Source organism: Acinetobacter sp. Brlt_5 (assembly GCF_051949055.1).
Lineage (GTDB): Bacteria > Pseudomonadota > Gammaproteobacteria > Pseudomonadales > Moraxellaceae > Acinetobacter > Acinetobacter indicus.
Genome location: NZ_JAYJLP010000023.1, coordinates 1 through 22,485, shown reverse-complemented (window position 1 = coordinate 22,485; position 22,485 = coordinate 1). Strand labels below are relative to the sequence as shown.

Genomic DNA, 22,485 nt, shown 5'->3' with positions numbered 1-22,485 from the left:
TCCCAGCCTTAATTCAATTTTACAATTGCGCTACCACTTGTAGCAGCTTGTTGTAATTTATAAGGACATTTTAAAGTCGGAATGTTCAATAGTGTACTTTCTACATTTACTCCTGACATAAATAAATGCTGCCCCGCTTTCACCTCAAATTTTCCACTTGTGGTTGGAAATACACCCGAGCCATTAATCTTGATTTGTGAACCACCAGCGGTCAGATTAATTTCGGTTGGACTGGTAATATAAACCGCATCTTCCGTTGAAATAATCTGCACCCCCTTTCTGGCAATAAGATCTGCCCCATCACCCTGTGCCTGAATTTCGACTTTGCCTTTACCGGCATACAGTCGTGCCCCTTCTTGTGCTGCAAACAGGCTCAGTTTCTGGCTGGCATGCGCAATCAAAGACTGCTGCGTACTCAGGTTAATACTTTCTCCGGCACTGTGACTGATCTGACCATCAGCAGAGAGATGCACATCTTGCTGGCTACTTAAAGCAATAGAGTTTGGTGCGCTAAGAATCATTAAGGCCTGTTTAAAAGCAGCGGCTTTGCTTTCATCCTGCTGTTCGATCTGTTCCAGGAAGTTCTTTAAGTTATCGAGAACTTCTAAAGGATCGGTCTGCTGGTTTTTGGCCACTTCACTTAAAGCTTGGGCATTGTTCAGTGAGCCTTCAATCTGGGATTTGGCCTCACTGGTATCAAGATGATTGCCTTCGGCTTGTGCCTGTGGATGGGTGGAAATCAGCAAGCCTTCTCCAGCACGTACTGCACCCCACTGATCGGTTCTCAGTTCAAAACCTTCACCCCGACCATCACTTTCAGCGCTGGCTTTGGGATGGCTCAAGTTCCCCAGGTTCAGTTGGGTCGCGCCATGACTACTTTGCAGCTGGGCTGAAATCTGCTTCGAAGTATCATCAAAGCGCAGCTGGTTAAAGCCACTGCCTTCAATTTCCTGTGAGCGGATCCCGCTGAGTTTTTTGGTGTCGGGTAGTTGGCCTTGTTGGTCGAATTGGGTTGGCGAGCGTTCTGCTTCATGTAAACGACCAACCACGAAAGGCCGGTCGATGTTACCGTCAAAGAAGTCGATCACCACAATTTCATTAATCCGTGGCAGGAAGCGGGCACCATAGCCTTCTCCAGCCCAGGGGGTCAGTACATCGACCCAGGCGGAATCGGTGTCATTGTCATTGCTCCCCGCACCACCATCATGCTGATGGTCATCACTGCGGGTAAACAGGAAACGGACTTTAATCCGGCCCCATTCATCGACATGGATGCTTTCGCCAGCAGGTCCCACCACCCGGGCGCGCTGTGGATGGGCCGCCGGTCGGTGCTGTAGTGGATGATATTCCGGGACAGTGCGGATATTGCGGCGTTGTAAGGTTAAGGTATTGCCTTGACGTTCATCCGGGTGTTGAGCTTGTTGAAAACTAAAATGGCTATGCCAGTGGCTCTGGCTGAGTAACTGGTTAATCTGCTGATTGAGGTCTTTGGGTAAGTTGTTCTGGTTATAGAACTGTTTGCTGGTGATTAAGAATTCTTTGTCGGCTGCGCTGTGCTGGTCAATTTCGGGATGTTCATTCAGTTCAAACCAGTAGCCAACCTGGGCATCACGAACGGTGGAGTGGGCACTGAAATATTTGGATTGCAGGTCGTTGTAGTGACTGAGGTTCTGGTTCAGTTTATCCAGCTGGTTATTAGAGGATGCGGTGGCCTGGTCTTCGCCATTTAAATCCTGCATCCAGGCCGGGCTGATCTGCCAGGCTTGTTCCAGGCTCAAGCTGGCATTGTCCTGATTATGGCTGTGCTGGTGTTTGCTTTGCACTGAACCGGCACCTTCTTCCTGGCTCAGGCTGTCTGACTGCCAGCGTTGTAGATGTACGGCAGTGGGTTGCAGGCTGCGCTGGGCAATCAACTGGGTGATGCTGTCTAATTGTTCGGTGGCACTGGAGCGATGAAAGCGGATGCTGCGGCGGTTTAAAGCACTGTACTGGCTGTTGTCATCAATCAGGCGCAGTTTCTGGGCCTGTATCGGGCTGCTGGAATGTACGACCTGTAACTGGGCTTCATCAATCAGCCAGTTAATGCCTTCACTGCGCCAGAGCCGGGTCAGGAAGTCATAGTCGGTTTCATTGGACTGCATGATAAAGGGACGCACATCCAGTTCCTGGGTCAGTCCGGTTAAGTCCAGGGTCAGGCTGGCGGCAAAGAGCGGGCTTTTGTTTTGCCATTCTTTAAATAAAATTTCACTGACCTCACGCACGCTTTTATTCATAAACACACGGCTGTTACGGCGTTTATGCCAGAGTGCGGTTGGATCTTCTAGCGTAAGTTTATAGAGGGTGAGAGAGCCATCACTCTGGCCTTGCGCGGCTGCGGTGATAATACCGCTGCTGCGAAATAGCTGGCCCTGGTCAGTGACCTGATCGACGGCAACTTGCGCGCCAATAAACTGTTTTAACGGAATCTGGGCGTTGGTGGAGAGACAGATCAGTTCGGCATGTAAACCGTCATTGAGCTGGTGTTCACCGTCGATGCGCTGCAAAAAAACATCGGCATTTAAGGCAGGCTGAGAAAATTGAATATGGAGGGCACGTTTTTGTGGGCTGAGGCCTAATTTTTCTAGTGCTGCAAATATATTGCTTGGCATCATTGCTCTGTAATAAATAGCTAAAAAAAGTGTGGCTATTTTATACAAAATAACCACATAAAACATCGCTTCAACCCGGCCGCTTGTTTATCAATATGTAACTATCCGATAAAAAGCCGGCGCAGGTTAAAACGTTCCGACTTATTCTGCGTCCATCATGGCGGCGCTCATACCCACAGTATTAAAGCCAGCATCTACATATAGAATTTCACCGGTAATCCCGTTGGCCCACGGTGAGCACAGGAATAAAGCGGCATTGCCCACTTCTTCAATGGTGACATTACGTTTTAATGGGGCAATTTTTTCATTGGCATCCAACATCTTACGGAATGATTTAATTCCTGATGCAGCCAATGTACGGATTGGACCGGCAGAAATGGCATTAACACGAATGCCTTCAGCACCCAAGCTAGAGGCTAAATAACGCACCCCTGCTTCAAGCGAAGCTTTGGCCATGCCCATCACGTTGTAGTTTGGCATTACACGCTCAGAACCCTGATAAGTCAGGGTTAATAAACAGCCTTGACGCGCCTGTAATAATGGTTTTGCGGCACGCGCCATCGCAACAAAGCTGTAGGCGCTGATGTCATGCGCAATTTTAAAACCTTCACGGTCGGTCACATCAGTAAAGTCACCATCTAAGGTATGGGCTGGTGCGAAACCAATTGAATGCACCACGCCATCCAGACCATCCCAATGTTGAGCAAGATCGACAAAGACCTGTTCAATTTCAGCATCTACCGCAACATCACAAGGAAGAACAATTTTAGAACCGAACTGTTCTGCAAATTCATCCACACGTTTTTTCAATTTTTCATTCGGATAGGTAAAAGCCAGCTCTGCACCTTCACGATGTAAAGCCTGAGCAACACCAAATGCAATGGATAATTTACTCGCAATACCCGCGATTAAAAAGCGTTTACCCGCTAATAGTCCTTGTGCCATGTGAATCTCACTCATATTGATTTTGCAGTATCATGCCAATTCTGAGCCAATTCGGAAATTGCATAATGCGCCTTTTTTTCAATTCCTCCGAAGAAAATAAAAATCGCGCAAAGGTTGCGCGATGTTAATGTCGATAAATGCAGGGAAGTTAATCATTGCTTTGCAATAAGCCCAGCAAACGCAGGAAGGAATAATACATCCAGACCAAGGTGGCCAATAAGGCAATGGCGCTCAGCCATTCCATGCTTTTCGGTGCACCTTGTGCTGCACCGGTTTCAATCAGGTCAAAGTCTAGAATCAGGTTTAAAGAGGCAATCACGGCCACAAATGCTGCAAAGCCAATTCCAAGCCAGTTGCTTTCAAACAGATAAGGAATACTCGACCCCAAAGCCAGACTCAGAAAGATTTGCACCACAAACACCATCGCAATCGCAATTGAGGCCGACATCACCACCGCCTTAAATTTTTCAGTGGCGCGAATTACCCGAGTACGATACAGCACAAACATCACCAATGTGGTCACAAAGGTAGCCAGCAAGGCCTGTAATGGCACACCCGGAAACTGCAACTGGAAGATCACTGAAATCCCGCCCAGAAAGGCCCCTTCAAACAGCGCATAGGGAATGGCCAGCGTGCGCGCTGTATTTGGCTTAAAGGTGGCCACCAAAGCCAGAATCAGTCCGCCAATGGCACCGACAATTGCGCCGGCATAGGCAATAGAAAGATTGGCGGTCAGGAAACTGTAGAAAAACAGGCCGATGCCCACCACGGCGGCAATTAAAGTCAGCAGGACAGATTTTTGGATTGCTCCCTGCACGCTCATCGGCTGGGCATAATCACTCGACACCTCAACGCGTGTCAGGATCGGGTTATTACTTTGCATGATTTAAGGTACTCCGATCATTGCGGCAAATGGGTTTTGAAATACTCATTGCTCCTATCATAAGCGCGCAGCCGCATCCTGTCTAAATAATCACCAAAAAGATTACATCTTTATAACGGGTAATATCTCTGGATCACATCCGAATAACAGCAAATGAAAAACGATAGAGATAAAAAAAGAGGCCCAAAGCCTCTTCTTAAACGCTGTGGATACGCTAGTCCCCACAGTGCAAATAGATGGATGATGAACAGATACTTATTTATTCATAATAAAGAAATATTCACGATAGTATTTCAGCTCGGCAATCGAGTCACGGATATCATCCATGGCCAGGTGAGAAGCATTTTTCTTTAAGCCGCTCATAATTTCCGGACGCCAGCGTTTGGCCAGCTCTTTAACAGAAGATACATCCAGATTACGGTAATGGAAAAACTGCTCCAGCTCCGGCATTAACCGGTGTAAAAAGCGACGGTCCTGACAGATCGAGTTACCGCACATCGGCGAGGTTTTTGGATTGACCCATTTTTTCAGAAACTCTAAAGTTTGCTGCTCGGCATCCTGCGCGCTCAGTTTACTGCGACGTACACGCTCAATTAGCCCCGACTGACCATGCTGACGCGTGTTCCATTCATCCATGGCATTTAAAATACGATCTGATTGATGCACGGCCAGTACCGGACCTTCCGCCAGAATATTTAAATGATCGTCTGTCACAATGGTGGCAATTTCAATAATCTGATCATTATCGGTATCTAAACCTGTCATTTCCAGGTCAATCCAAATTAAGCGGGTATCAGGCGTGCTGCTCATAAATGTGCAATCTTATTCGTCTTAAAAACGGCTATAGTAGCAAATTTCTGTGTTCTTGGGTGTCATTCTGCCCGTGCTTCATGCTATTTTTGCACTCCAGATTTCATGGTTTTTTAGGATATGAATGGCTTTAATTCGTAAGCGTCGCCTGACTGAACAGCAACAACGCCGCATTCAGAAACAGCAGCAAACCCGGCAGGAAGATATAGACAGCTCCAATGATCTGGAAGGTCTGGTGGTGCAGCATTATGGACGCCAGCTGGAAGTACAAGCCCTCTCCGTGCCGGAGCAGCATCCTGAAAAACCCGTGGTGGCCGAAGGTGAACCTGAACCGTTCTGGAAACCGATTGAACTGGGCAGCATCTGGCGCTGTCATACCCGTACCAACCTGGAATTACTGGTTACCGGTGACCGGGTTAAATGGCAGGCCGATCCAAATACCGGTCTGGGCATTATTAGCGCGATTCATCCGCGTCAGTCTTTACTCACGCGCCCGGACCGTTACCACAAAGTCAAACCGGTGGCGGCCAATATCTCGCTGATTGTGATTGTGTTTGCACCGCTGCCAGAACCAGCACCGGGTCTGATTGACCGCTATCTGGTGGCCTGTGCCGATGCCAATATTCCGGCGCTGCTGATCCTGAACAAATCCGACCTACTTACCGAAAATGATCCGATTCTGGATTTACTGCAAGAATACCGCAATTTGGGTTATGAAGTGATGCAGACCCAGTCCGATGCAGATCTGACCGAACTGTCCAACCGTTTAAAAAATGAAACTGTGGCCTTTGTCGGTCAGTCCGGTGTCGGTAAAAGCACCCTGATTAATGCCATCGTGCCGGAAGCGGCGCAGAAAACCAATATCATCTCAGAAAACTCGGCCTTGGGTCAGCACACCACCACCTCCACCCGCTTAATTCCGTTTGGTGAAGGTTCGGCGCTCATTGACTCACCGGGCATCCGTGAATTTGGCCTGTGGCATTTGACGACTGAAAAAATCCAGCAGGGTTTTCCGGAAATTGAAAATCTGCTCGGTCACTGTCAATTCCGTAACTGTACCCATAAGCACGAAAAGCAATGTGCCTTGCGTCAGGCGGCGGCAGCGGGTGAGATTTTAACGCGCCGGCTCGACAGTTATTTACGTCTGATTGATGAAGTCAACGAAGCCCAGCAAAAAAATTAGTTTAATTGCAACCCGACCCTTGAAGCGGTGATTTTGATCACCATATTTATAGGCTATACTCTGTGACAATTTTTGAAATTGTAATTTAGGTGACTTGTGGAACGTTGGTTCGAGTTTATGGGGAATCACCCCTTCTTGTTTGGAACACTGGCAGTTTTGGTGGTTTTATTCTTCATTTTGGAAGGCCAACGTAACGGGCGTAAAATTTCCCCACAATCTTTAGGGATTCTGGTGAAAGCCAAAAATGCCATGCTGATTGATTTACGTGATGCCAAAGACTTCCGTGAAGGCCATATCAGCGGCAGCCGCAACATTCCTTACAGCAAAGTTTCAAGCCATATTGAAGAGTTAAAAACCGCTGACCGTCCATTGGTGTTTATCTGCAATTTAGGTCAAATTGCCGGCACTGCCCTGCAACAGGTAGGCCACGCAGATAGCTATCGTCTGGATGGTGGGATCAGTAACTGGAAAGCACAAGGCTTACCTTTAGTAAAAAGCAAATAATCCGCTTGAGGAGATTAGCAATGGCTGAAGTAACGATTTATTCAACAACTGTATGTCCATATTGCGTACGTGCAAAACAGCTTCTTGAGCGTAAAGGCGTTGTCTATAAAGAAATCAATTTATCCAACGAAGCACCAGAAGTCCGCACTGAACTGATGCAGCGCACCAACCATCGTACTGTTCCACAAATTTTTATTAATGAGCAGTTCATTGGTGGTTTCGACCAGCTTTACGCCCTTGAGCGTGAAGGCAAACTCGATGACTTACTGGCGTCATAATTTCAGTTAATTTTCTGTTCATATTTTTAAGGAATAAATAATGAGTGAACAACAACAAGCTCAACCACAATTGGCATTAGAGCGTATTTATACAAAAGATATTTCTTTTGAAGTTCCAGGGGCACAAGTATTTACCAAAGAATGGCAGCCTGAACTGAATATCAATCTGTCGTCTTCTGCAGAAAAGATTGATCCAACCCACTTTGAAGTGTCTTTAAAAGTTGTTGTTCAAGCCAACAATGCCGGTGATACAGCATTTATTGTAGATGTCACTCAAGCAGGTATTTTCCTGATTGATGGCGTAGAAGAAGAACGTCTGCCGTATATTCTGGGTGCCTACTGCCCGAACATCCTGTTCCCGTTCTTGCGTGAAGCAGTGAATGATATGGTTACCAAAGGCAGCTTCCCGCAATTGCTGTTAACGCCAATCAACTTTGATGCTGAATTTGAAGCCAACATGCAACGCGCACAAGCCGCTGCTGCAGAAGGTCAGGCTTAATTGTATTCAGGCATTTAAGTCCAGCACGAAAAAGCCCTGCACTTGCAGGGCTTTTTTATTTGTTCTGACAGGATCAGAAGGCTTCATCCTGCGCCGGATCATGGTGCAAGGCATCATGAATGGCTTCGACCAGCTGCTGGGCAATTTCCTGCTTGGAGGCTTTCTCCAGATCGCGTTTTGGCAGATGATAGCCTTCAGCAAAGAACACCGTCATGGCATTTTCATCAGAGGCAAAACCAATGTCTGCACGGGACACATCATTGCAGGCAATCATATCCAGTTTTTTCGCTACCAGTTTACCAGCCGCATACTCTTCGACATTGCGCGTTTCAGCAGCAAAGCCGACCATAAACGGACGTTTTTCCTGCTGCGCGATAGTCGCCACAATATCCGGATTCTTGATTAAGGCGATATCCAGTTCATCTCCGGATTTTTTGATTTTGTGCTCTGCAACTTCAGCCACGCGGTAATCGGCAACCGCAGCGGTGGCAATAAACACATCACAACCTTCATCGAGCAACTGCATACTGGTGTCCAGCATCTGCACGGCTGAAGAGACATTAATACGGCGGACCCCGTTTGGTGTATCCAGACTGACTGGCCCGGCAATCAGCGTGACTTTGGCACCGGCTGCGTAACAGGCTGCTGCCAGGGCAAAGCCCATTTTCCCGGTACTATGATTGGAAATATAACGTACCGGATCAATCGCTTCACGGGTTGGCCCGGCGGTAATCACCACATGCTTGCTGGCCAGCAGACCAAATTTTTCAGCAATCGCACGCTGCGCTTTATGGAAATAATCGGTGACCTGACGCGCTAGCTCTTCCGGCTCAGGCATACGGCCCAGACCGACATCACCACAGGCTTGTGAGCCGGATTCCGGCATAATCACATGCACGCCATCGTCTACCAGCGTCGCCAGATTGCGCTGCGTAGCTTTGGCCGCCCACATCTGCTGATTCATGGCCGGTGCCACCCAGACCGGGGCACTGGTGGCCAGATATAAAGTCGATAACAAGTCATCTGCCAGACCGGCGGCAAATTTGGCCAGGGTGTCACAGCTGGCCGGTGCAATCAGCACCAGATCGGCCCAGCGTGCCAGTTCAATATGCCCCATGCCGGCCTCGGCTTCCGGGTCCAGCAACTGGGTATGCACCGGATTGCCCGACAACGCCTGAAAGGTCAGCGGTGTAATAAAGGCTTGTGCCCCTTCGGTCATCACCACCCGGACGTTAAAGCCAGCGTCCTTTAAACGGCGAACCAGAATGGCACTTTTGTAGGCGGCAATACCGCCAGTAATACCCACAATAATATTTTTATTAGGAATGACACTTAAATCAAAACTCACGAACAGCTTACCTTTCTGTTGCAGTGGGGCTCACAATAGCATTAAATATTGTCATTCCCAAGACATGTCTGGGCGAAATCCATAACAATTCATCACCAATAAGTCTAATAACAATGAACTTCAGTATTAAACATTGGCCGGAACAGGAGCGTCCGCGTGAACGCCTGATCCAGTACGGCGCGCACAGTCTTTCCGATGCCGAACTGCTGGCTATTTTCCTGCGCTCCGGCTCCCAGCAGTACTCTGCCGTTGAACTGGCCCGTCATTTATTACAGGCCTTTGGCAGCCTGAATGCGGTACTCGATGCCGCCCTGCCCGATTTAAGCCAGTTTCATGGCATGGGTCCAAGTAAATACAGCCAGCTGATGGCGGTCAAGGAATTGGGCCGGCGCTATACCGCCCAGCATTTGCAGCAGGACAAACTGGAACTCAGCTCCTCCCGGCTGCTACTGGACTATTTACGCTTTGAACTGCTCGGTGAAACTCAGGAAGTATTTGCAGTATTGTGCCTGGATGCGCAGCTGCGCAAAATCTGTTTTAAGAAACTGTTTTTTGGCGCGCTCAATTCATGTGAAATTTCGATCAACCAGCTGCTACGCTTTGCCATCCAGAAAAACACTACGGCGCTGGTGATCAGTCATAATCATCCTCAGGGACAGCCACAGCCCTCACCAGCCGATTTACAATTGACCCAGCGCATCCAGCAGGCCTGCCAGCTGGTTGATATCCGCCTGATTGATCATTGTATTATTGCTCCCGAAGGCAGTTTTTCCTTTGCTGAACATCAACTCATCGAGTCGACATTTTAAGCAGCGCAACATATTGACAAAAACCCGGCCAGCACAGAAGATCATGAAAAACTTAAGCTGATTCCCAGACATGATTGTACGTGACCAACCGAGCGTATTTAGGCTGTTATTTTCCTGGCGAGGTACCATCTTACCGAAGGTGTTACCACCTTTGGGCGTGGTCATGTTGCTGTCGGCGATTGTCGGCGGCCTGTCCTATGTCGGGTATTTTCACTTCTCTGATTTCCCCCTGATCGGCTTTACCTTAATTGGGGTGGTGCTGTCGATTTTCCTTGGCTTTAAAAATTCGGCCTGTTATGACCGCTGGTGGGAAGCCCGCAAACTGTGGGGCATGTTAATTGCCAATGCGCGCCATTTTGACCGCGACTGCCGGATGCTGGCCCAAGGCCGCCGGGAACGGGTGATTCAGCATGTGATTGTGTTTGCCAATGTGTTGCGTGACCGTCTGCGCCATCAAACTGCCAACCCGACTGAACTGGTAGAAACCAGCGGTATGAGCCAGCAGGCCGTAACCCAGCTGTATCAACAGGCCAATGCGCCGCAATATACCCTCAGCCTGATTCAATGGGAACTGATGCAGGCCCTAAAAGAAGGTGAAATTTCCGATATTATTTACAGCCAGATGAACCAGCATGTGATGGAACTCAGCCTGGTGCAAACCGGTTGTGACCGGATTGCCACCACCCCGCTGCCGTTTGCCTATTCGGTATTGCTAAACCGTACCGTGTACTTTTTCTGCTTTATGCTGCCGTTTAGCTTGGGCTCGACGCTGGGGCTGGCGACACCACTACTGGTCGGGATTCTGGCTTATACCTTCTTGGGGTTGGACGCCCTAAGCTCGGAAATTGAAGAGCCATTTGGTACGCAAAGTAATGACTTGCCTTTAGATGCGATGGTGCGCACCATTGAAATCGAATTACTCTCGACTTTGGGGAAACCGACACCACCACCAATTCAGGCACAGGACAATAACCTGCTCTAAAGCAAAAAACCTCAGCCCAGCTGAGGTTTTTTTTGATGCTGAAATACGTTTACGCAGTCAGCGCCGGTGATGGATTGACAAAACTTTCCCAAATTCCGACCTGCCCCGGTTTCAGGCTGGGAATATTGCCCAGTTTCATCCACGGCATATTTTCACCATGAAAATCGCTACCGACCGAGACTTTTAAGCCATGCTCGGCAATCATCCGGTCCACCATCTGCCGGGTAGAACTTGGATCAATCGCCGGCGGCAACTCGACGGCATCTCCACCAAATTTAGCAAAAATTTCAATCAGGTAACGGATATTGGTCGCCGACAGATCATAACGGGTCGGATGCGCCAGCACCGCAAAACCGCCACTGGCATGAATCACCTGAATAGTTTCCTCCAAGCCCAAGCCTTCAAATTTCACATAGGCTTTTTTGCCTTCTTTAATGTATTTATCAAAGGCCTGCTGCGGCCGACTAACATAGCCTTTTTCCACCAGGGTTTTGGCAATATGGGTACGGGTCACCCGATCCGGGACATTATCTACCTTGGCAATCACATCGGTATAAATATCTTCACCAATCAGCGGAATTAGCAGCTCGCAAATCTGTTTGGAGCGCGCAGCACGAATATTTTTTTGCTGGGCCAGTAGTGCTGCCATCGGCGCTGGATTTTGCATATTCAAGGCCACAATATGCACAGCATAGCTTTTTTTGGTCGCCGGACGTGACCACTGGCTGGAAATTTCCACGCCAGATATGAGCTTAATCCCGTGATTTTTCGCTGCTTCCTGAGCCAGTGCAATTCCATCCATGCTGTCATGATCAGTCAATGCCAGCGTATGGATCGACAGTTCAGCTGCTGCTGCAATCAATTGCTGCGGACTTAAAGTTCCATCAGAAATATTGCTATGTGTATGTAAATCTACGCCGTGCATCTCTATACTATGACATTTATTTGATCAGATTTAGATACTCTAACATGAAAGCACTTTTAGACTTTGTGCCACTCATTATTTTCTTTTATTTATATAAAACTGTAGATCCAAAAGATACCCACCATCCTTTGCTGCAAATGATCGGCTCTGCTGGTGGTGTGGATAACAATAACATTCTTGTGGCCACCACTGGTCTGATCATTTCCATGTTAGTGGTGTATGGCGCATTATTTGTCTCTCAAAAATTCCGTTTGGACAAACAACAGTGGATTGTGCTGTTTATGACCGTGATTTTTGGTGGCATTACCCTGATGCTGAGCGATGACTTCTATATTCGCCTAAAAGCTGTCTTGCTGAATCTGGTCTTTGCTGGCGCCTTCCTGCTGTCGCCGTGGTTCAGCAAAGATCGTAAGCCATTAATCCAACGCCTGTTTGGTCCGGTGTTCAATTTAAGCGACAAAGGCTGGATGAAACTGAACTATGCCTGGGTCGGGATGTTTCTGCTAATGTCCTTCCTGCACGGCTTCTTTGCCTATATCTTTATGGGTGGAAAATACTGGGGAGAATTCACTGCTTTTGGTGACATGATTGTGATGTTTTCCTTTATCATTATTCAGTTTATTGTATTGCGTAAATACTTTAAAACTGCCGAATAAATCCTTCAGTCCGCTTGAGCGAGAATACCTTATGCCTTTATTTGTGGTGACCTGTACCGATAACGAAGGAACCGTCGAAAAACGTCTGGCCATTCGTCCGCAACATCTTGAACGTCTGCAACAGCTGGATGATGAAGGCCGTCTGATTGTCGCCGGTGCGATGCCGAAAGATCCGACCAATCCGCAAGCGGGCTTTTATGGCAGTACCATTATTGTCGATTTTGAGTCTCGTGAAGCCCTTGATGCTTGGCTACAAGATGAGCCATTCCTGAAAGCAGGCGTCTATGGCCAGATTGAAGTCAAACCTTTTAATAAAGCATTTCCTAAAGGATAAGCTGCATGCGCGTTGTTGTCCCGAGTCTACTGGGTCTATCCTTCTTCTGTTCTGCACTGTGGGCCGTTGAACCGGCTGCACCCGCTGCTGTAAATACCACGGCTCAAGTCACGCCAGCGGTCGCAACGCCAGCTAAACCGGCGATTATACCGGCTGTGGCCACCACCACAGCGCCGGCAACGGCCAACCAGCCGCTGACCGCTGAGCAGCTAGCCAAGAATAAAGCGGCACAGGAAGCTAAAATCAAGGCGCTGGTCAAAGATCAGGAAAGCCGCCTGCAACAGCTGGAAAAAGCCAATCTGGAAGCACTGGCGCAAAACCAGGAACTGCAGCTGAAAAATGACAATCTGGGTGTACAGGTTCAGGTCTTACAAAGTGAACGTAGCGCACAGATGTTTCTTTACGGCGCTGCCACGCTGGCTGTCGGCGTATTGCTGGGCTTTTTGGTGGCCAGCTATGTGTATACCAAACGTCGCCGTCAGTGGTAATGTTCTGCTTCATTAAAGGTAATCTGGGTGTTGTCTAATCGCATTCAAACCGCCGATCTCGATTGGCAACATATTGAGGGCATTGATGTCCCGGTATCGAAACAGTTTGGGGATGTCTACTTTTCCAAGGACAATGGCCTGCTGGAAACCCGGCATGTGTTTTTAAACGGTAATGACCTGTCCGAGCGTCTGGCAGCCCTGCAAGATTATGAATATTTCTGTGTCGGAGAAACCGGCTTCGGCACCGGCCTGAATATTCTGGCCTTATGGCAACTGTGGCAACAGGTGCGTCCGAATAATCACAGCCATTTACATGCCATTTCGGTGGAGAAATTTCCACTTTCCAAAGCCGATTTAATTCGCGCCTTAAATGCCTGGCCGGAACTAAAACCTCTGGCCGATCAGCTGATTGCCCAGTACCCATTACCACTGGCCGGCTGTCATCGCCTGTCGTTTCCGGAGCAGCGTTTTTCTATCGACCTTTGGCTCGGTGATGCGCACGATGTCTTTCCGATGATGGCCAAAACCACACAGGTCAATGCCTGGTTTTTAGATGGCTTTGCGCCCTCCTGCAATCCGGATATGTGGGAAGAACAGGTGCTCAATCATATTATTCGCCTGTCAGATGTCGGCACTACCTTCGCTTCCTTTAGTGTAGCCGGGGTGTTAAAGCGAGGTTTAAGACAGCACGGGATTCATATTTCCCGGCCGCACGGGTTTGGCCATAAACGCGAAATGCTAAAAGGCATCTGGTTAGCGCCAGAAGAACCGCTTAGCCCAGAACGGGAAACTGAACCAGCAACCTCAGTTCCTTCGACCTCTGTACAGCAACGGCATATTGCCATTATTGGTGCCGGTATTGCCGGTTTAAGTCTGGCTTGGGCTTTTGCCCAGCGTGGGCATCAAGTTTCTCTGTATGATCAAAGCGCGCCACTGGCGGGTGGCTCGGGCAATCCACTGGCCCTGCTCAATCCGAAGCTCTGTGCTATTGAACAGAGCCGTACCCATTTAATGACCCTGGCCTGGCAACATGCCTTAAATCATTATGCAAAGTTTCAGGCCTTCCGCCCGATTCAGGTCAATCAGCTTGGGCTAAAAAACCCGGAACAGCTGCTGGCACTGGCCGATGAATATCCGGCAGGTATTCTGGAAAAAGATTTAGACGCACAGTTGCAATCGGAATTTCCTGCCCTGCGTCTGTTACAGGCTGGCGCGGTGTCGCCACATCAACTGTGTGCGGAGATTCTGGCGCATGAGCGGATTCAATATCAGCAGGTCAAAATCACCCAGATTCACCCGACGGATCGACCGGAACTGTTCAGTGATCGCCAATCTCTGGGCCAGTTTGATCATGTCTTTGTCTGCACAGCCCGTGAATCCGGCCAGTTTTTTGACAATTATCCGCTGTTAAAACCGATTCGGGGTCAGGTCAGCTGGCTGAAGAATACCCAGCAACCGCTGCGTTTAGATAGCGCCTATAGTTATGGCGGTTACTGTATGCAGCTCGATGCAGAGCAGTTGATTTTAGGCGCGTCTTTTTATCCGGGTCGGGATGATGCCGAAGTCTTACGAGAAGATCATGAACATAATTTGGCGCTGATCCGTAGCGTCTTCCCCGACTATGCGGACACCCTGCCTGATCCACACAGCTGGCAAGGCCGTGCGTCAATCCGTGCGCAAAGTCAGGATTATTTCCCGCTGCTTGGAGCACTTGAAACCGGACAGCAAGTCTATAGCCTGACTGGACTCGGTTCCAAAGGTTTTCTGTTTGCACCGCTATGCAGTGAAATTCTGGCCGCACAGATTTTAAATGAGGCCTGCCCGGTGCCGATGCAGGTACTGGAGAAACTTAACATCCGCCGTTTTCAAAAGAAAGCCAAAGCCAAGAAACCGTATTTTAAGGCCTAAGCTAAAAACGTTGTATAGATCGAGAATGATGGCCCGGTTTAGTTTGAAAGATCAGGCTTAGTGTGGAAGTCGAGGAGAGCATTTATTTTCTTCATTTAAAATGCTTGATCATATGAGGGAATGTTCTGATCTTTTTTAGTCAATGATAAACAGTGTTCATAAAAAAGCGCCTGACGGCGCTTTTTGATTATTGCCCTTGAACCAAAGGCAAACCAGCATCACGTGCAGCACGGGTACCGCCCATCAGCACCACATATTCACGTGAGCTGTCCAGCTCTTCTAACAATTCAGCCGCACGCGGCGCTTTGCTGCCACCGCCACATAAGATGTAAATCGGTTGATCCGCTGACACCTGAGTCAAGCTATCTGCTGACAAGTTGGCAATTGGCTGATTGACTGCGCCTTGAATATGCGCTTCAGCATAAGCACTTGCATCACGGACATCCCAGATGATTGCATTTTCTGGGAACTCAAATGTTGTAATTTCTTGCTTACGGATCATTGTGCACTCCTTTGATGTAAACAACACTTGGCAAATGAAGAAAACATCCCTAGCATCTCAGATATTCTTTCCATTTGTAAAGGTCTAAACTATGCCATCTTTCGATATTGTTTCAGAATTAGAAATTTTTGAAGTAAATCATGCAGTTCAGAATACTCAAAAAGAAATCGCAACACGTTTCGATTTCCGTGGTCAAGATGTTTCTATCGAACTGAATGAGAAAGCCAAAGAGATCAAAATCAAAACCGAAAGTGATTTCCAATGTGAGCAAGTATATACCATGCTGGAGAATCATTTTTATAAACGTAAGATTGATGTGCAGGCGCTAGACCCGCAAAAAGCCACGGCCTCAGGTAAAAACGTGATTCAGACGGTGAAGCTCAAAGATGGTCTTGACTCTGATACCGCGAAAAAAATTAATAAAGCCATTAAAGAAAGCGGCATTAAAGTGCAATCTTCTATTCAGGGCGACAAAATCCGTGTGACGGATAAAAAACGCGACACCTTACAGCAAGTGATGGCGTTTTTAAAAGAACAGCAATTTGGCCTGCCACTGCAATTTAACAACTTCAAAGATTAAGCTCTTTGCTCCCGCATAGGAATCGATCATGGCACAAGCGAATCGTTTAGCAAAATTAGTCAAAGCGACAGCAAAATTTCCACAGGTGATTCGCACCACTTTGTGGAGCAAAGCCTTTGGCCGGATCGTGCCTATGGTGGGGACAGCCAAATTAAAATATCTCGAAGTCAGTTCGGCCAAAGTGGTGGTGAAAATTGACAATCACAAAGCCATACAAAACCATATTGGCCAGGTACATGCCTGCGCCATGGCACTGATTGCAGAAACTGCCACCGGCTTTGTGACTGGCATGAATGTGCCCGATCATTCGATTGTGTTAATTAAAAGCTTTAAGGTTGATTTTAAACGCCCGACCCAAGGCGCCATGACCGCAGTCGCGACGCTGAGTGCAGAACAGCAGCACTTGATGCAACACACCGAAAAAGGTGAAACGCTGGTTGCAGTCGAAGTGACCGATGAATCGGGTGAAGCACCAATTCAATGTGAAATGCTCTGGGCCTGGGTCAGTAAAGATCAGCTTAAAAAAGCCCGTTAACCCGCTTTAAGCCATAAAAAATCCCAGTTTCAGAACTGGGATTTTTGATCTTTGAGCGCACAAATTATACGGCTTGCGATTCCAGATATTTCTGTTTTACCTCTTCAGAAATCTGACGCTTGTTGCCTTTGACATCCACCGCGACAAAGGTAAAGACGCCTTCGGTAACACGTTTCGCTGCACGTGAACTGTCATGGCTGTCCCAGACTTCAATCTGCATCTGAATTGAGGTATTGCCCAGTTTCAGGATTTTGGTATAGCAGCTGATCACATCCCCCACTTTCACAGGCACCAGAAAGGTCATCTGGTTAATGGCAATGGTGGCACAGCGGCCTTGGGTAAAACGCTCGGCATGAATTGCCCCGGCCAAATCCATCTGCGAAACAATCCAGCCCCCGAACACATCTCCACTCCAGTTGGTATCGGCAGGCATAGCAATGGTTTGAAGAGAGAGCGTCCCTTCCGGTTTTAGTTGAGAATCTGACACATTCGCTCCGGGCGTGATTAAGGGTTTGAAGTTAAGTGCTGATCTAACCACTGTTTCAGTTCGGTCGATCTTAATGCGCCGCTTATTCTAGCAATTTCGGTGGTCTTATTCATCAACACCAGCGTGGGAATACTGCGCACATTAAAGGCACTGCTTAAACGCGGATTTTCTTCAGTATTAATTTTGGCAAAAATTACCTGTGGATATTGCGTGGCAACCTGGGCAAAATGCGGCGCCATCATCTTGCAAGGTCCACACCACTCTGCCCACAGGTCGATCAGGATTGGCAAATCACTGTGCTGGATAAACTGGCTAAAATTCTGCTCATTCAGGTCAATCGGCGCCAGCGGAATTAAGGCCTGATGACATTGTCCGCACGTTGGATGGGCAGTTAGCTTATCCTCCGGAACACGGTTTTTGGCACTACAGGCTGGACAGACAACAATCATTTAGCTTACTCCAATATGCTGATGTAGAAATTCTAATTGAGTCTTGACGGCTTTTTCAAAATATTGGCCATGATAAACATCAAAATGCTGCATATCCCATTCATGATATTGCACATAAGGCGCAATATTGGTGGCTGTTTCACGACTCGATTCAATCGGGATCAGGCTATCGCGTTTGGCGGCAATAAACAGCACCGGAATATTAATCTGGCGCACATCCTGAATCGGCCGATAACGGATCAGATGAAACAGCGCCCGCGCCGGAATCTCGCCGCTCCAGTAAAAATCTGGATGTAAAATAGACAGATAGCCTTCATAACTGTCTGCCGTTGGTAAAAAGCACAGCCCTTTCGGATCAACCACCGGCAAGGTTTTTGGCATTAGGCCCACTTTGGCGCCCATATAATCCTGACTGGAAATTTTTAAGGCGCGTGGCAGCTGCTGAATCGGATACAGCTTGGCACTGGCCGCGCCATCTATAAATGGCACCTGCACCATCACCGCTTTTAAATGGTTTAACTGTGAAGCCAGAGTTAAGACATAGCCGCCACTTAGCGCTGTACCCCACAGGATAATCCGCCGCCCATCCACCGATTGTCGTTCCTGTACATGTGAAATCATGGTACGCCAGTCATCCAGCTGCCGCGACAACGACACCAGCTCACGTGGTCGTCCGGTACTACCGCCCCAATAGCGATAATCAAACAGCACCACCGCATACCCGGCGCGGGCAAAGCGTTTGGCATATTGCACCAGCTTGAACTGACGCAGGCCGGCCAGGCCATGCGCCATTAAAATCACGGCTGGTTTAGTAGGAGTTTTTGGCAGGTAAAAATCGGCAGCAATGACCTCCTGACCGCTTTTGACATAGAGAGGCTCGACAGTATAGGCATGCATGGCTGCTCCAGTGCGTTGTTTTATGGTTGTAATCGTTTATAAATATTTCAGAACAATCTGCGCGAAAATCTGGCTAGTGGTATTATAGAGCATAATATTCAGATATGGATGATGGAGTGGCATTATGAGTGAGCATGTTGGCTTTGCAGGTCAAATTGGCCCGGAACACGTAACCCAGGTGGTTGAAAAAGGCTTTAAATCAATTATTAACAACCGTCCAGACATGGAAGGTGGCCCGGAACAACCGACCAGCGCACAAATTGAAGATGCAGCGCGTAATGCAGGACTGGATTATGTCTATCAACCGGTGGTGGCTGGACAAATCACCGAATTAGACGTCCGCACCTTTGCCAATCACTTTAATGAATTGCCAAAACCGGTTCTGATGTTCTGCCGTACTGGCAACCGCTCAAACAACTTATATCAACTGGCCAAACAAATGGACCTGTTAGATGACTAAGTCGTTGTGGATGGGGATGGTTTTGGCACTCTCAATGACCACGACCTCCCTATGCGTTGCTGCCAGTGATTTTAGCCGTGCGTTAAATGCCAATCTTAGTGTTTCTGGGCAAATGACACCTGAGAAATTTAAGACCTTGCTGCAAGATGGGTTTAAATCGGTGATTGTGAACCGTCCCGATCAGGAAGCAGGCAACACAGTCAAAGTGAACCAATTGCGTGACATCGCCGAGAAATCACGGGTTAGCGTGATTTACCAACCGGTCAGCAGCGGTGCAATTTCCCAGGCCGATGTGCAAGAGTTTGCGAAATACTATAATGAACTGCCGAAACCGATTTTAATGGTCTGTCGTAGTGGTTCACGTTCGGCAGCCCTATTTAATCAGGCAAAAAATCAGGGGTTATTACATGAATAAAATCTGGATCATGCTGATTTGTGCATGTATACTGGCAGGTTGTAGCTCTATGGATGTCCGCCCAACGGTGGGGGTGAGTGTGGGGACGACAATTTAATTAAGTTAACTCATGAAAGGCGCTATATGCGTCTTTTTTTCTATGGTATCTTTACATAATACAAATAAATCTTATACATAATTTTTTATTAGGGGAACTTTATGAACTTAGTTAAAGGCTCATTAATTTTAGCATTCTCAGGACTTATTAGTGCATGTGGTGGAGGGGGAAGTAAAGGCTATTATGATAGTGGCGCTACATCGAATGAATCTAATAATACCACTCCCCCACCAAGTACCTCTGTTGAAATTGCGACAAAACAACTTGAGATTCTAAAACGTGAAGGACAATTTTTATTTGGTAATTATGATGCAAATGATTTAAATACTACCAAAGGTTATATTGATCACTCACTAGATACTTTTGCACATGGGCCATTACAACTAACTCTGGCTATTAGAGATGTAAATCTTGCCAGTTTTCCTGAATTCTATCGTGAAAAATGTTTTGAAAAAAGTACCAGCGATTATCGTGCATGTTACTCATTCACAGGCGATCAAATTAAAACTTTATTACCAGCTTATAATGATTGGGACTTCGAAATTACCCGCGATGACCTAAAGAATATCCGCTTAGAAGATGATGGGATAACTCCGAATCTAGAAGCATACCAAGCCACCACACGTATTTTTATTTTTGAGAATGAGAATATAGATAAAAACTTACATGATGTGACAATCACAGGGGCTTTTGCATATCCATTCAAACAGAAATGGGTCGAACAAGAGCATCAAAAGCGCTTTGTATTAATTAATGAGTCGACTAGTGATTATAAAATTACTGTAACAACAACAGAAATAGACCCTGAAACGGACTTACCCGTTGAAAAAGAAGTTACTACAGGAGCTTTTAGCACTTATAAAGATTTGACGTCTTTAGATGGTGAGTTATTTATGTTTGAAAAAGGTTCTGGTTTTAATGTTCTTATAAATGACAATGCAAATGTTTCATTCGCCGAGCCTATATCCTTTATCTTCAACTCTACACCAGGTGATCTAAGTAGCTCATCGAGTTATCGTATTAAAAATAATGGTGAAAAAGAATTAAAGCTTGTTAATATTACAGCAATTGATGGCACTCGTGTTGAGAATGAAATACCTGAGCGTAATATACAATCTTTCACTGGCAACATCTCTTTAACTGGTAAAAATATTTTTAGCTTTAAAAATGAAACTAGTGGAACTTTGAATTTTGAACACATGATCAATAATATTACATTTAAGGGCACATCTACCAATAATAATGGAACTATTAGCACAACTTTAACCGAGCCAACTGGTATAAAATTTTAATGTAAGAAATTGCAATTAAACCCTCTAAATAGAGGGTTTTTTTATATATTCGATAGTATCTCTCTTTATTGAAATTGCTCCTATGTACGACATTATTATTATTGGTGCAGGCACAGCAGGAATCACTGCTTATCAAGAAGCCATCAAGCACACACAAAATATTCTTATTATTAATGACGGTTCCTGGGATACGACCTGTGCCCGAGTGGGCTGTATGCCCAGTAAAGTGCTGATTTCTGCTGCACATCGCCTACATGATTTACACGAGGCAAATAAAGTCGGTCTCAACATCAAAGCACAGGTTGATACCTCTCAGGTCATGCCGCATGTTCGCACTTTGCGTGACCATTTCACCCAGGCCACTTTAAAAGAAGTTGAAAGCTGGGATGCACAACACAAAATTCAGGGCAAGGCAGCGTTTATTGATGCTCAAACCGTACAGGTGAACCAACAGCAATATCAGGCCAAAGCTTTTATTCTAGCTGTCGGCTCTACCCCGACCTATGACGCTGAATGGAAACAGCAGCTCGGTGAACGACTAATTACTTCAGATCAAATCTTTGAACTAGATATCATCCCTGAATCTTTGGCCGTGATTGGCAGTGGCGTCATTGCACTGGAGCTTGCTCAAGCCATGCAACGGTTGGGCTGTGATACGACAATATTCGCACGAAGCCGTCGTGTTGGCGCCCTGACCAGTCCTGATCTGCAACAACTCGCCCAAGAACTTCTCAGCAATGAATTAAAGATTAAGTTTGAAGTCTTACCACAAAACGTGGAAAAGGTAGGCAATCAGGTCAAGCTTGAGTTTAGCGAGCAAGGTCAAACGCAGCACCTTATGGTTGATTATGTACTGGTGGCCACCGGCCGTCGTAGTCATTTAGATTCGCTGAATCTACAACAGATTGACTCTCAGTTCGGTAATCTTAAAGAGCTACCGATTGATCCACAAACCAAACAGCTAGGCAATTATCCAATTTTTGTGGTTGGTGATGCACATACCTCTACCCCCATTCAGCATGAAGCAGCCCATGAAGGCCGAGGTGCAGTACATAATTGCCTTAATTATCCAAAGCTCAAGAATTTAAAAGACTTAACACCGCTGAGTATTGTGTTTAGTCAACCGGAAATGGCAATTGCTGGCCAAAGCTATAAACAGCTTAAAAACAAGAACATCGACTTTGTGATTGGAAAAGTGTCTTATGAGCGCCAAGGTCGGGCGATGGTTCTGGCTAAAAATAAGGGTGCTGTTGAAATTTATATTGATAAACGTACACGCCAATTATTAGGTGCAGAACTCTTTGTAAAATCTGCCGAACATTTTGCCCATACTTTTGCTTGGCTGATTGATGAAGGGGTAACGTTAGATGAACTTCTTGCTAAGCCTTTCTATCATCCGACGCTTGAAGAAGGTTTAAGAACGGCTTTAAAACATGCTCGCCGACAGTTGAGAAATCAAGAGGAAGGTTAATCTTCTCTATTTTTCTCATTTCACTGTCATTTTTGATTCTACTTATCTTTATTTCCCACACAAATTTTCTGCATAAAAAAATCCCCCTAGCTTTTAGCTA

General features: G+C 46.9%; 26 protein-coding genes. 16 read left to right on the top strand and 10 right to left on the bottom strand.

Annotated elements, in window-relative coordinates:
* Positions 1-8 precede the first annotated feature (8 nt).
* The 4 genes from VF685_RS12910 to orn form a co-directional block, all read right to left on the bottom strand.
* Complete coding sequence (locus VF685_RS12910; RefSeq protein ID WP_205779434.1) at positions 9-2,651, bottom strand: type VI secretion system Vgr family protein; 2,643 nt, start codon at positions 2,649-2,651, stop codon at positions 9-11.
* 138 nt (positions 2,652-2,789) lie between these two features.
* A complete protein-coding gene (locus VF685_RS12905) occupies positions 2,790-3,593 on the bottom strand; it encodes an enoyl-ACP reductase FabI (RefSeq protein WP_005182307.1) in 804 nt (267 codons plus the stop codon).
* 148 nt (positions 3,594-3,741) lie between these two features.
* Positions 3,742-4,476 carry a Bax inhibitor-1/YccA family protein gene (locus VF685_RS12900; RefSeq protein ID WP_016659546.1) on the bottom strand — a complete coding sequence of 245 codons (735 nt, stop codon included), beginning with the start codon at positions 4,474-4,476 and terminating at the stop codon, positions 3,742-3,744.
* A 255-nt stretch (positions 4,477-4,731) separates the two neighbouring features.
* Positions 4,732-5,286, bottom strand: coding sequence for an oligoribonuclease (orn, locus tag VF685_RS12895; protein WP_005182297.1), 555 nt, complete (start codon positions 5,284-5,286; stop codon positions 4,732-4,734).
* Between the two features lie 124 nt (positions 5,287-5,410).
* Between orn and rsgA the strand changes: the two genes are divergently transcribed.
* The 4 genes from rsgA to secB all read left to right on the top strand — a co-directional run bounded on the left by rsgA (position 5,411) and on the right by secB (position 7,750).
* The gene (gene rsgA / locus VF685_RS12890) at positions 5,411-6,469 is read left to right on the top strand and encodes a small ribosomal subunit biogenesis GTPase RsgA (RefSeq protein ID WP_104472792.1); all 1,059 of its coding nucleotides are present in this window, start codon (positions 5,411-5,413) and stop codon (positions 6,467-6,469) included.
* 96 nt (positions 6,470-6,565) lie between these two features.
* Entirely contained in the window at positions 6,566-6,973 is a 408-nt protein-coding gene (locus VF685_RS12885) for a rhodanese-like domain-containing protein (protein ID WP_163169950.1), read from the top strand.
* 20 nt (positions 6,974-6,993) lie between these two features.
* Positions 6,994-7,251 carry a glutaredoxin 3 gene (grxC, locus tag VF685_RS12880; RefSeq protein ID WP_005182284.1) on the top strand — a complete coding sequence of 86 codons (258 nt, stop codon included), beginning with the start codon at positions 6,994-6,996 and terminating at the stop codon, positions 7,249-7,251.
* A 40-nt stretch (positions 7,252-7,291) separates the two neighbouring features.
* Entirely contained in the window at positions 7,292-7,750 is a 459-nt protein-coding gene (secB, locus tag VF685_RS12875; RefSeq protein ID WP_005182282.1) for a protein-export chaperone SecB, read from the top strand.
* A 73-nt stretch (positions 7,751-7,823) separates the two neighbouring features.
* Here secB and coaBC read toward each other — a convergent pair whose 3' ends face one another.
* On the bottom strand, positions 7,824-9,098 hold the full coding sequence (gene coaBC, locus VF685_RS12870) for a bifunctional phosphopantothenoylcysteine decarboxylase/phosphopantothenate--cysteine ligase CoaBC (protein WP_127800596.1): 1,275 nt from the start codon (positions 9,096-9,098) through the stop codon (positions 7,824-7,826).
* Between the two features lie 113 nt (positions 9,099-9,211).
* Between coaBC and radC the strand changes: the two genes are divergently transcribed.
* Both radC and VF685_RS12860 read left to right on the top strand, forming a co-directional pair.
* Positions 9,212-9,907, top strand: a complete 696-nt coding sequence (radC, locus tag VF685_RS12865; RefSeq protein WP_163142828.1) for a RadC family protein — start codon at positions 9,212-9,214, stop codon at positions 9,905-9,907.
* 70 nt (positions 9,908-9,977) lie between these two features.
* A complete protein-coding gene (locus VF685_RS12860) occupies positions 9,978-10,889 on the top strand; it encodes a bestrophin family protein (RefSeq protein WP_005182277.1) in 912 nt (303 codons plus the stop codon).
* Between the two features lie 49 nt (positions 10,890-10,938).
* Here the strand turns inward: VF685_RS12860 and VF685_RS12855 are convergent, their stop codons facing one another.
* The gene (locus VF685_RS12855) at positions 10,939-11,814 is read right to left on the bottom strand and encodes a PHP domain-containing protein (RefSeq protein WP_016659548.1); all 876 of its coding nucleotides are present in this window, start codon (positions 11,812-11,814) and stop codon (positions 10,939-10,941) included.
* Between the two features lie 44 nt (positions 11,815-11,858).
* On the opposite strand from VF685_RS12855, the gene VF685_RS12850 reads away from it, so the two are divergent.
* Genes VF685_RS12850 through mnmC form a run of 4 tightly spaced genes read left to right on the top strand, consistent with a single transcriptional unit; the run spans position 11,859 to position 15,200 of the window.
* Positions 11,859-12,470: a septation protein IspZ gene (locus VF685_RS12850; RefSeq protein ID WP_005182273.1), complete on the top strand. Its 612-nt coding sequence runs from the start codon at positions 11,859-11,861 to the stop codon at positions 12,468-12,470.
* A 31-nt stretch (positions 12,471-12,501) separates the two neighbouring features.
* Positions 12,502-12,804, top strand: a complete 303-nt coding sequence (locus tag VF685_RS12845) for a YciI family protein (protein WP_016659549.1) — start codon at positions 12,502-12,504, stop codon at positions 12,802-12,804.
* A 5-nt stretch (positions 12,805-12,809) separates the two neighbouring features.
* Complete coding sequence (locus tag VF685_RS12840) at positions 12,810-13,292, top strand: hypothetical protein (protein ID WP_005182267.1); 483 nt, start codon at positions 12,810-12,812, stop codon at positions 13,290-13,292.
* A 30-nt stretch (positions 13,293-13,322) separates the two neighbouring features.
* Positions 13,323-15,200 carry an FAD-dependent 5-carboxymethylaminomethyl-2-thiouridine(34) oxidoreductase MnmC gene (gene mnmC / locus VF685_RS12835; protein WP_286385498.1) on the top strand — a complete coding sequence of 626 codons (1,878 nt, stop codon included), beginning with the start codon at positions 13,323-13,325 and terminating at the stop codon, positions 15,198-15,200.
* 187 nt (positions 15,201-15,387) lie between these two features.
* Here the strand turns inward: mnmC and VF685_RS12830 are convergent, their stop codons facing one another.
* The gene (locus VF685_RS12830) at positions 15,388-15,702 is read right to left on the bottom strand and encodes a rhodanese-like domain-containing protein (RefSeq protein WP_005182260.1); all 315 of its coding nucleotides are present in this window, start codon (positions 15,700-15,702) and stop codon (positions 15,388-15,390) included.
* A 91-nt stretch (positions 15,703-15,793) separates the two neighbouring features.
* On the opposite strand from VF685_RS12830, the gene VF685_RS12825 reads away from it, so the two are divergent.
* A complete protein-coding gene (locus tag VF685_RS12825; RefSeq protein ID WP_005182257.1) occupies positions 15,794-16,282 on the top strand; it encodes a YajQ family cyclic di-GMP-binding protein in 489 nt (162 codons plus the stop codon).
* A gap of 28 nt (positions 16,283-16,310) precedes the next feature.
* On the top strand, positions 16,311-16,817 hold the full coding sequence (locus VF685_RS12820; RefSeq protein WP_286385496.1) for a DUF4442 domain-containing protein: 507 nt from the start codon (positions 16,311-16,313) through the stop codon (positions 16,815-16,817).
* 64 nt (positions 16,818-16,881) lie between these two features.
* Here VF685_RS12820 and VF685_RS12815 read toward each other — a convergent pair whose 3' ends face one another.
* From VF685_RS12815 to VF685_RS12805, 3 genes are all read right to left on the bottom strand, one after another.
* Complete coding sequence (locus VF685_RS12815) at positions 16,882-17,250, bottom strand: acyl-CoA thioesterase (RefSeq protein WP_171525181.1); 369 nt, start codon at positions 17,248-17,250, stop codon at positions 16,882-16,884.
* A gap of 71 nt (positions 17,251-17,321) precedes the next feature.
* Positions 17,322-17,753, bottom strand: a complete 432-nt coding sequence (trxC, locus tag VF685_RS12810) for a thioredoxin TrxC (protein ID WP_104473310.1) — start codon at positions 17,751-17,753, stop codon at positions 17,322-17,324.
* Positions 17,754-18,650 (bottom strand): alpha/beta hydrolase, encoded by an 897-nt coding sequence (locus VF685_RS12805; protein ID WP_253097563.1) that lies wholly within the window; start codon positions 18,648-18,650, stop codon positions 17,754-17,756.
* A 124-nt stretch (positions 18,651-18,774) separates the two neighbouring features.
* Between VF685_RS12805 and VF685_RS12800 the strand changes: the two genes are divergently transcribed.
* The 4 genes from VF685_RS12800 (at position 18,775) to VF685_RS12785 (ending at position 22,385) form a co-directional block, all read left to right on the top strand.
* Positions 18,775-19,110 (top strand): TIGR01244 family sulfur transferase, encoded by a 336-nt coding sequence (locus VF685_RS12800; protein WP_005182227.1) that lies wholly within the window; start codon positions 18,775-18,777, stop codon positions 19,108-19,110.
* On the top strand, positions 19,103-19,525 hold the full coding sequence (locus tag VF685_RS12795) for a beta-lactamase hydrolase domain-containing protein (protein WP_045796347.1): 423 nt from the start codon (positions 19,103-19,105) through the stop codon (positions 19,523-19,525). The genes VF685_RS12800 and VF685_RS12795 overlap by 8 nt, the downstream gene beginning before the upstream one ends.
* 198 nt (positions 19,526-19,723) lie before the next feature.
* Entirely contained in the window at positions 19,724-20,914 is a 1,191-nt protein-coding gene (locus VF685_RS12790) for a hypothetical protein (protein WP_127801811.1), read from the top strand.
* Positions 20,915-20,996: 82 nt separating this feature from the next.
* Positions 20,997-22,385 (top strand): dihydrolipoyl dehydrogenase, encoded by a 1,389-nt coding sequence (locus VF685_RS12785; RefSeq protein ID WP_253097561.1) that lies wholly within the window; start codon positions 20,997-20,999, stop codon positions 22,383-22,385.
* Positions 22,386-22,485: the final 100 nt, after the last annotated feature.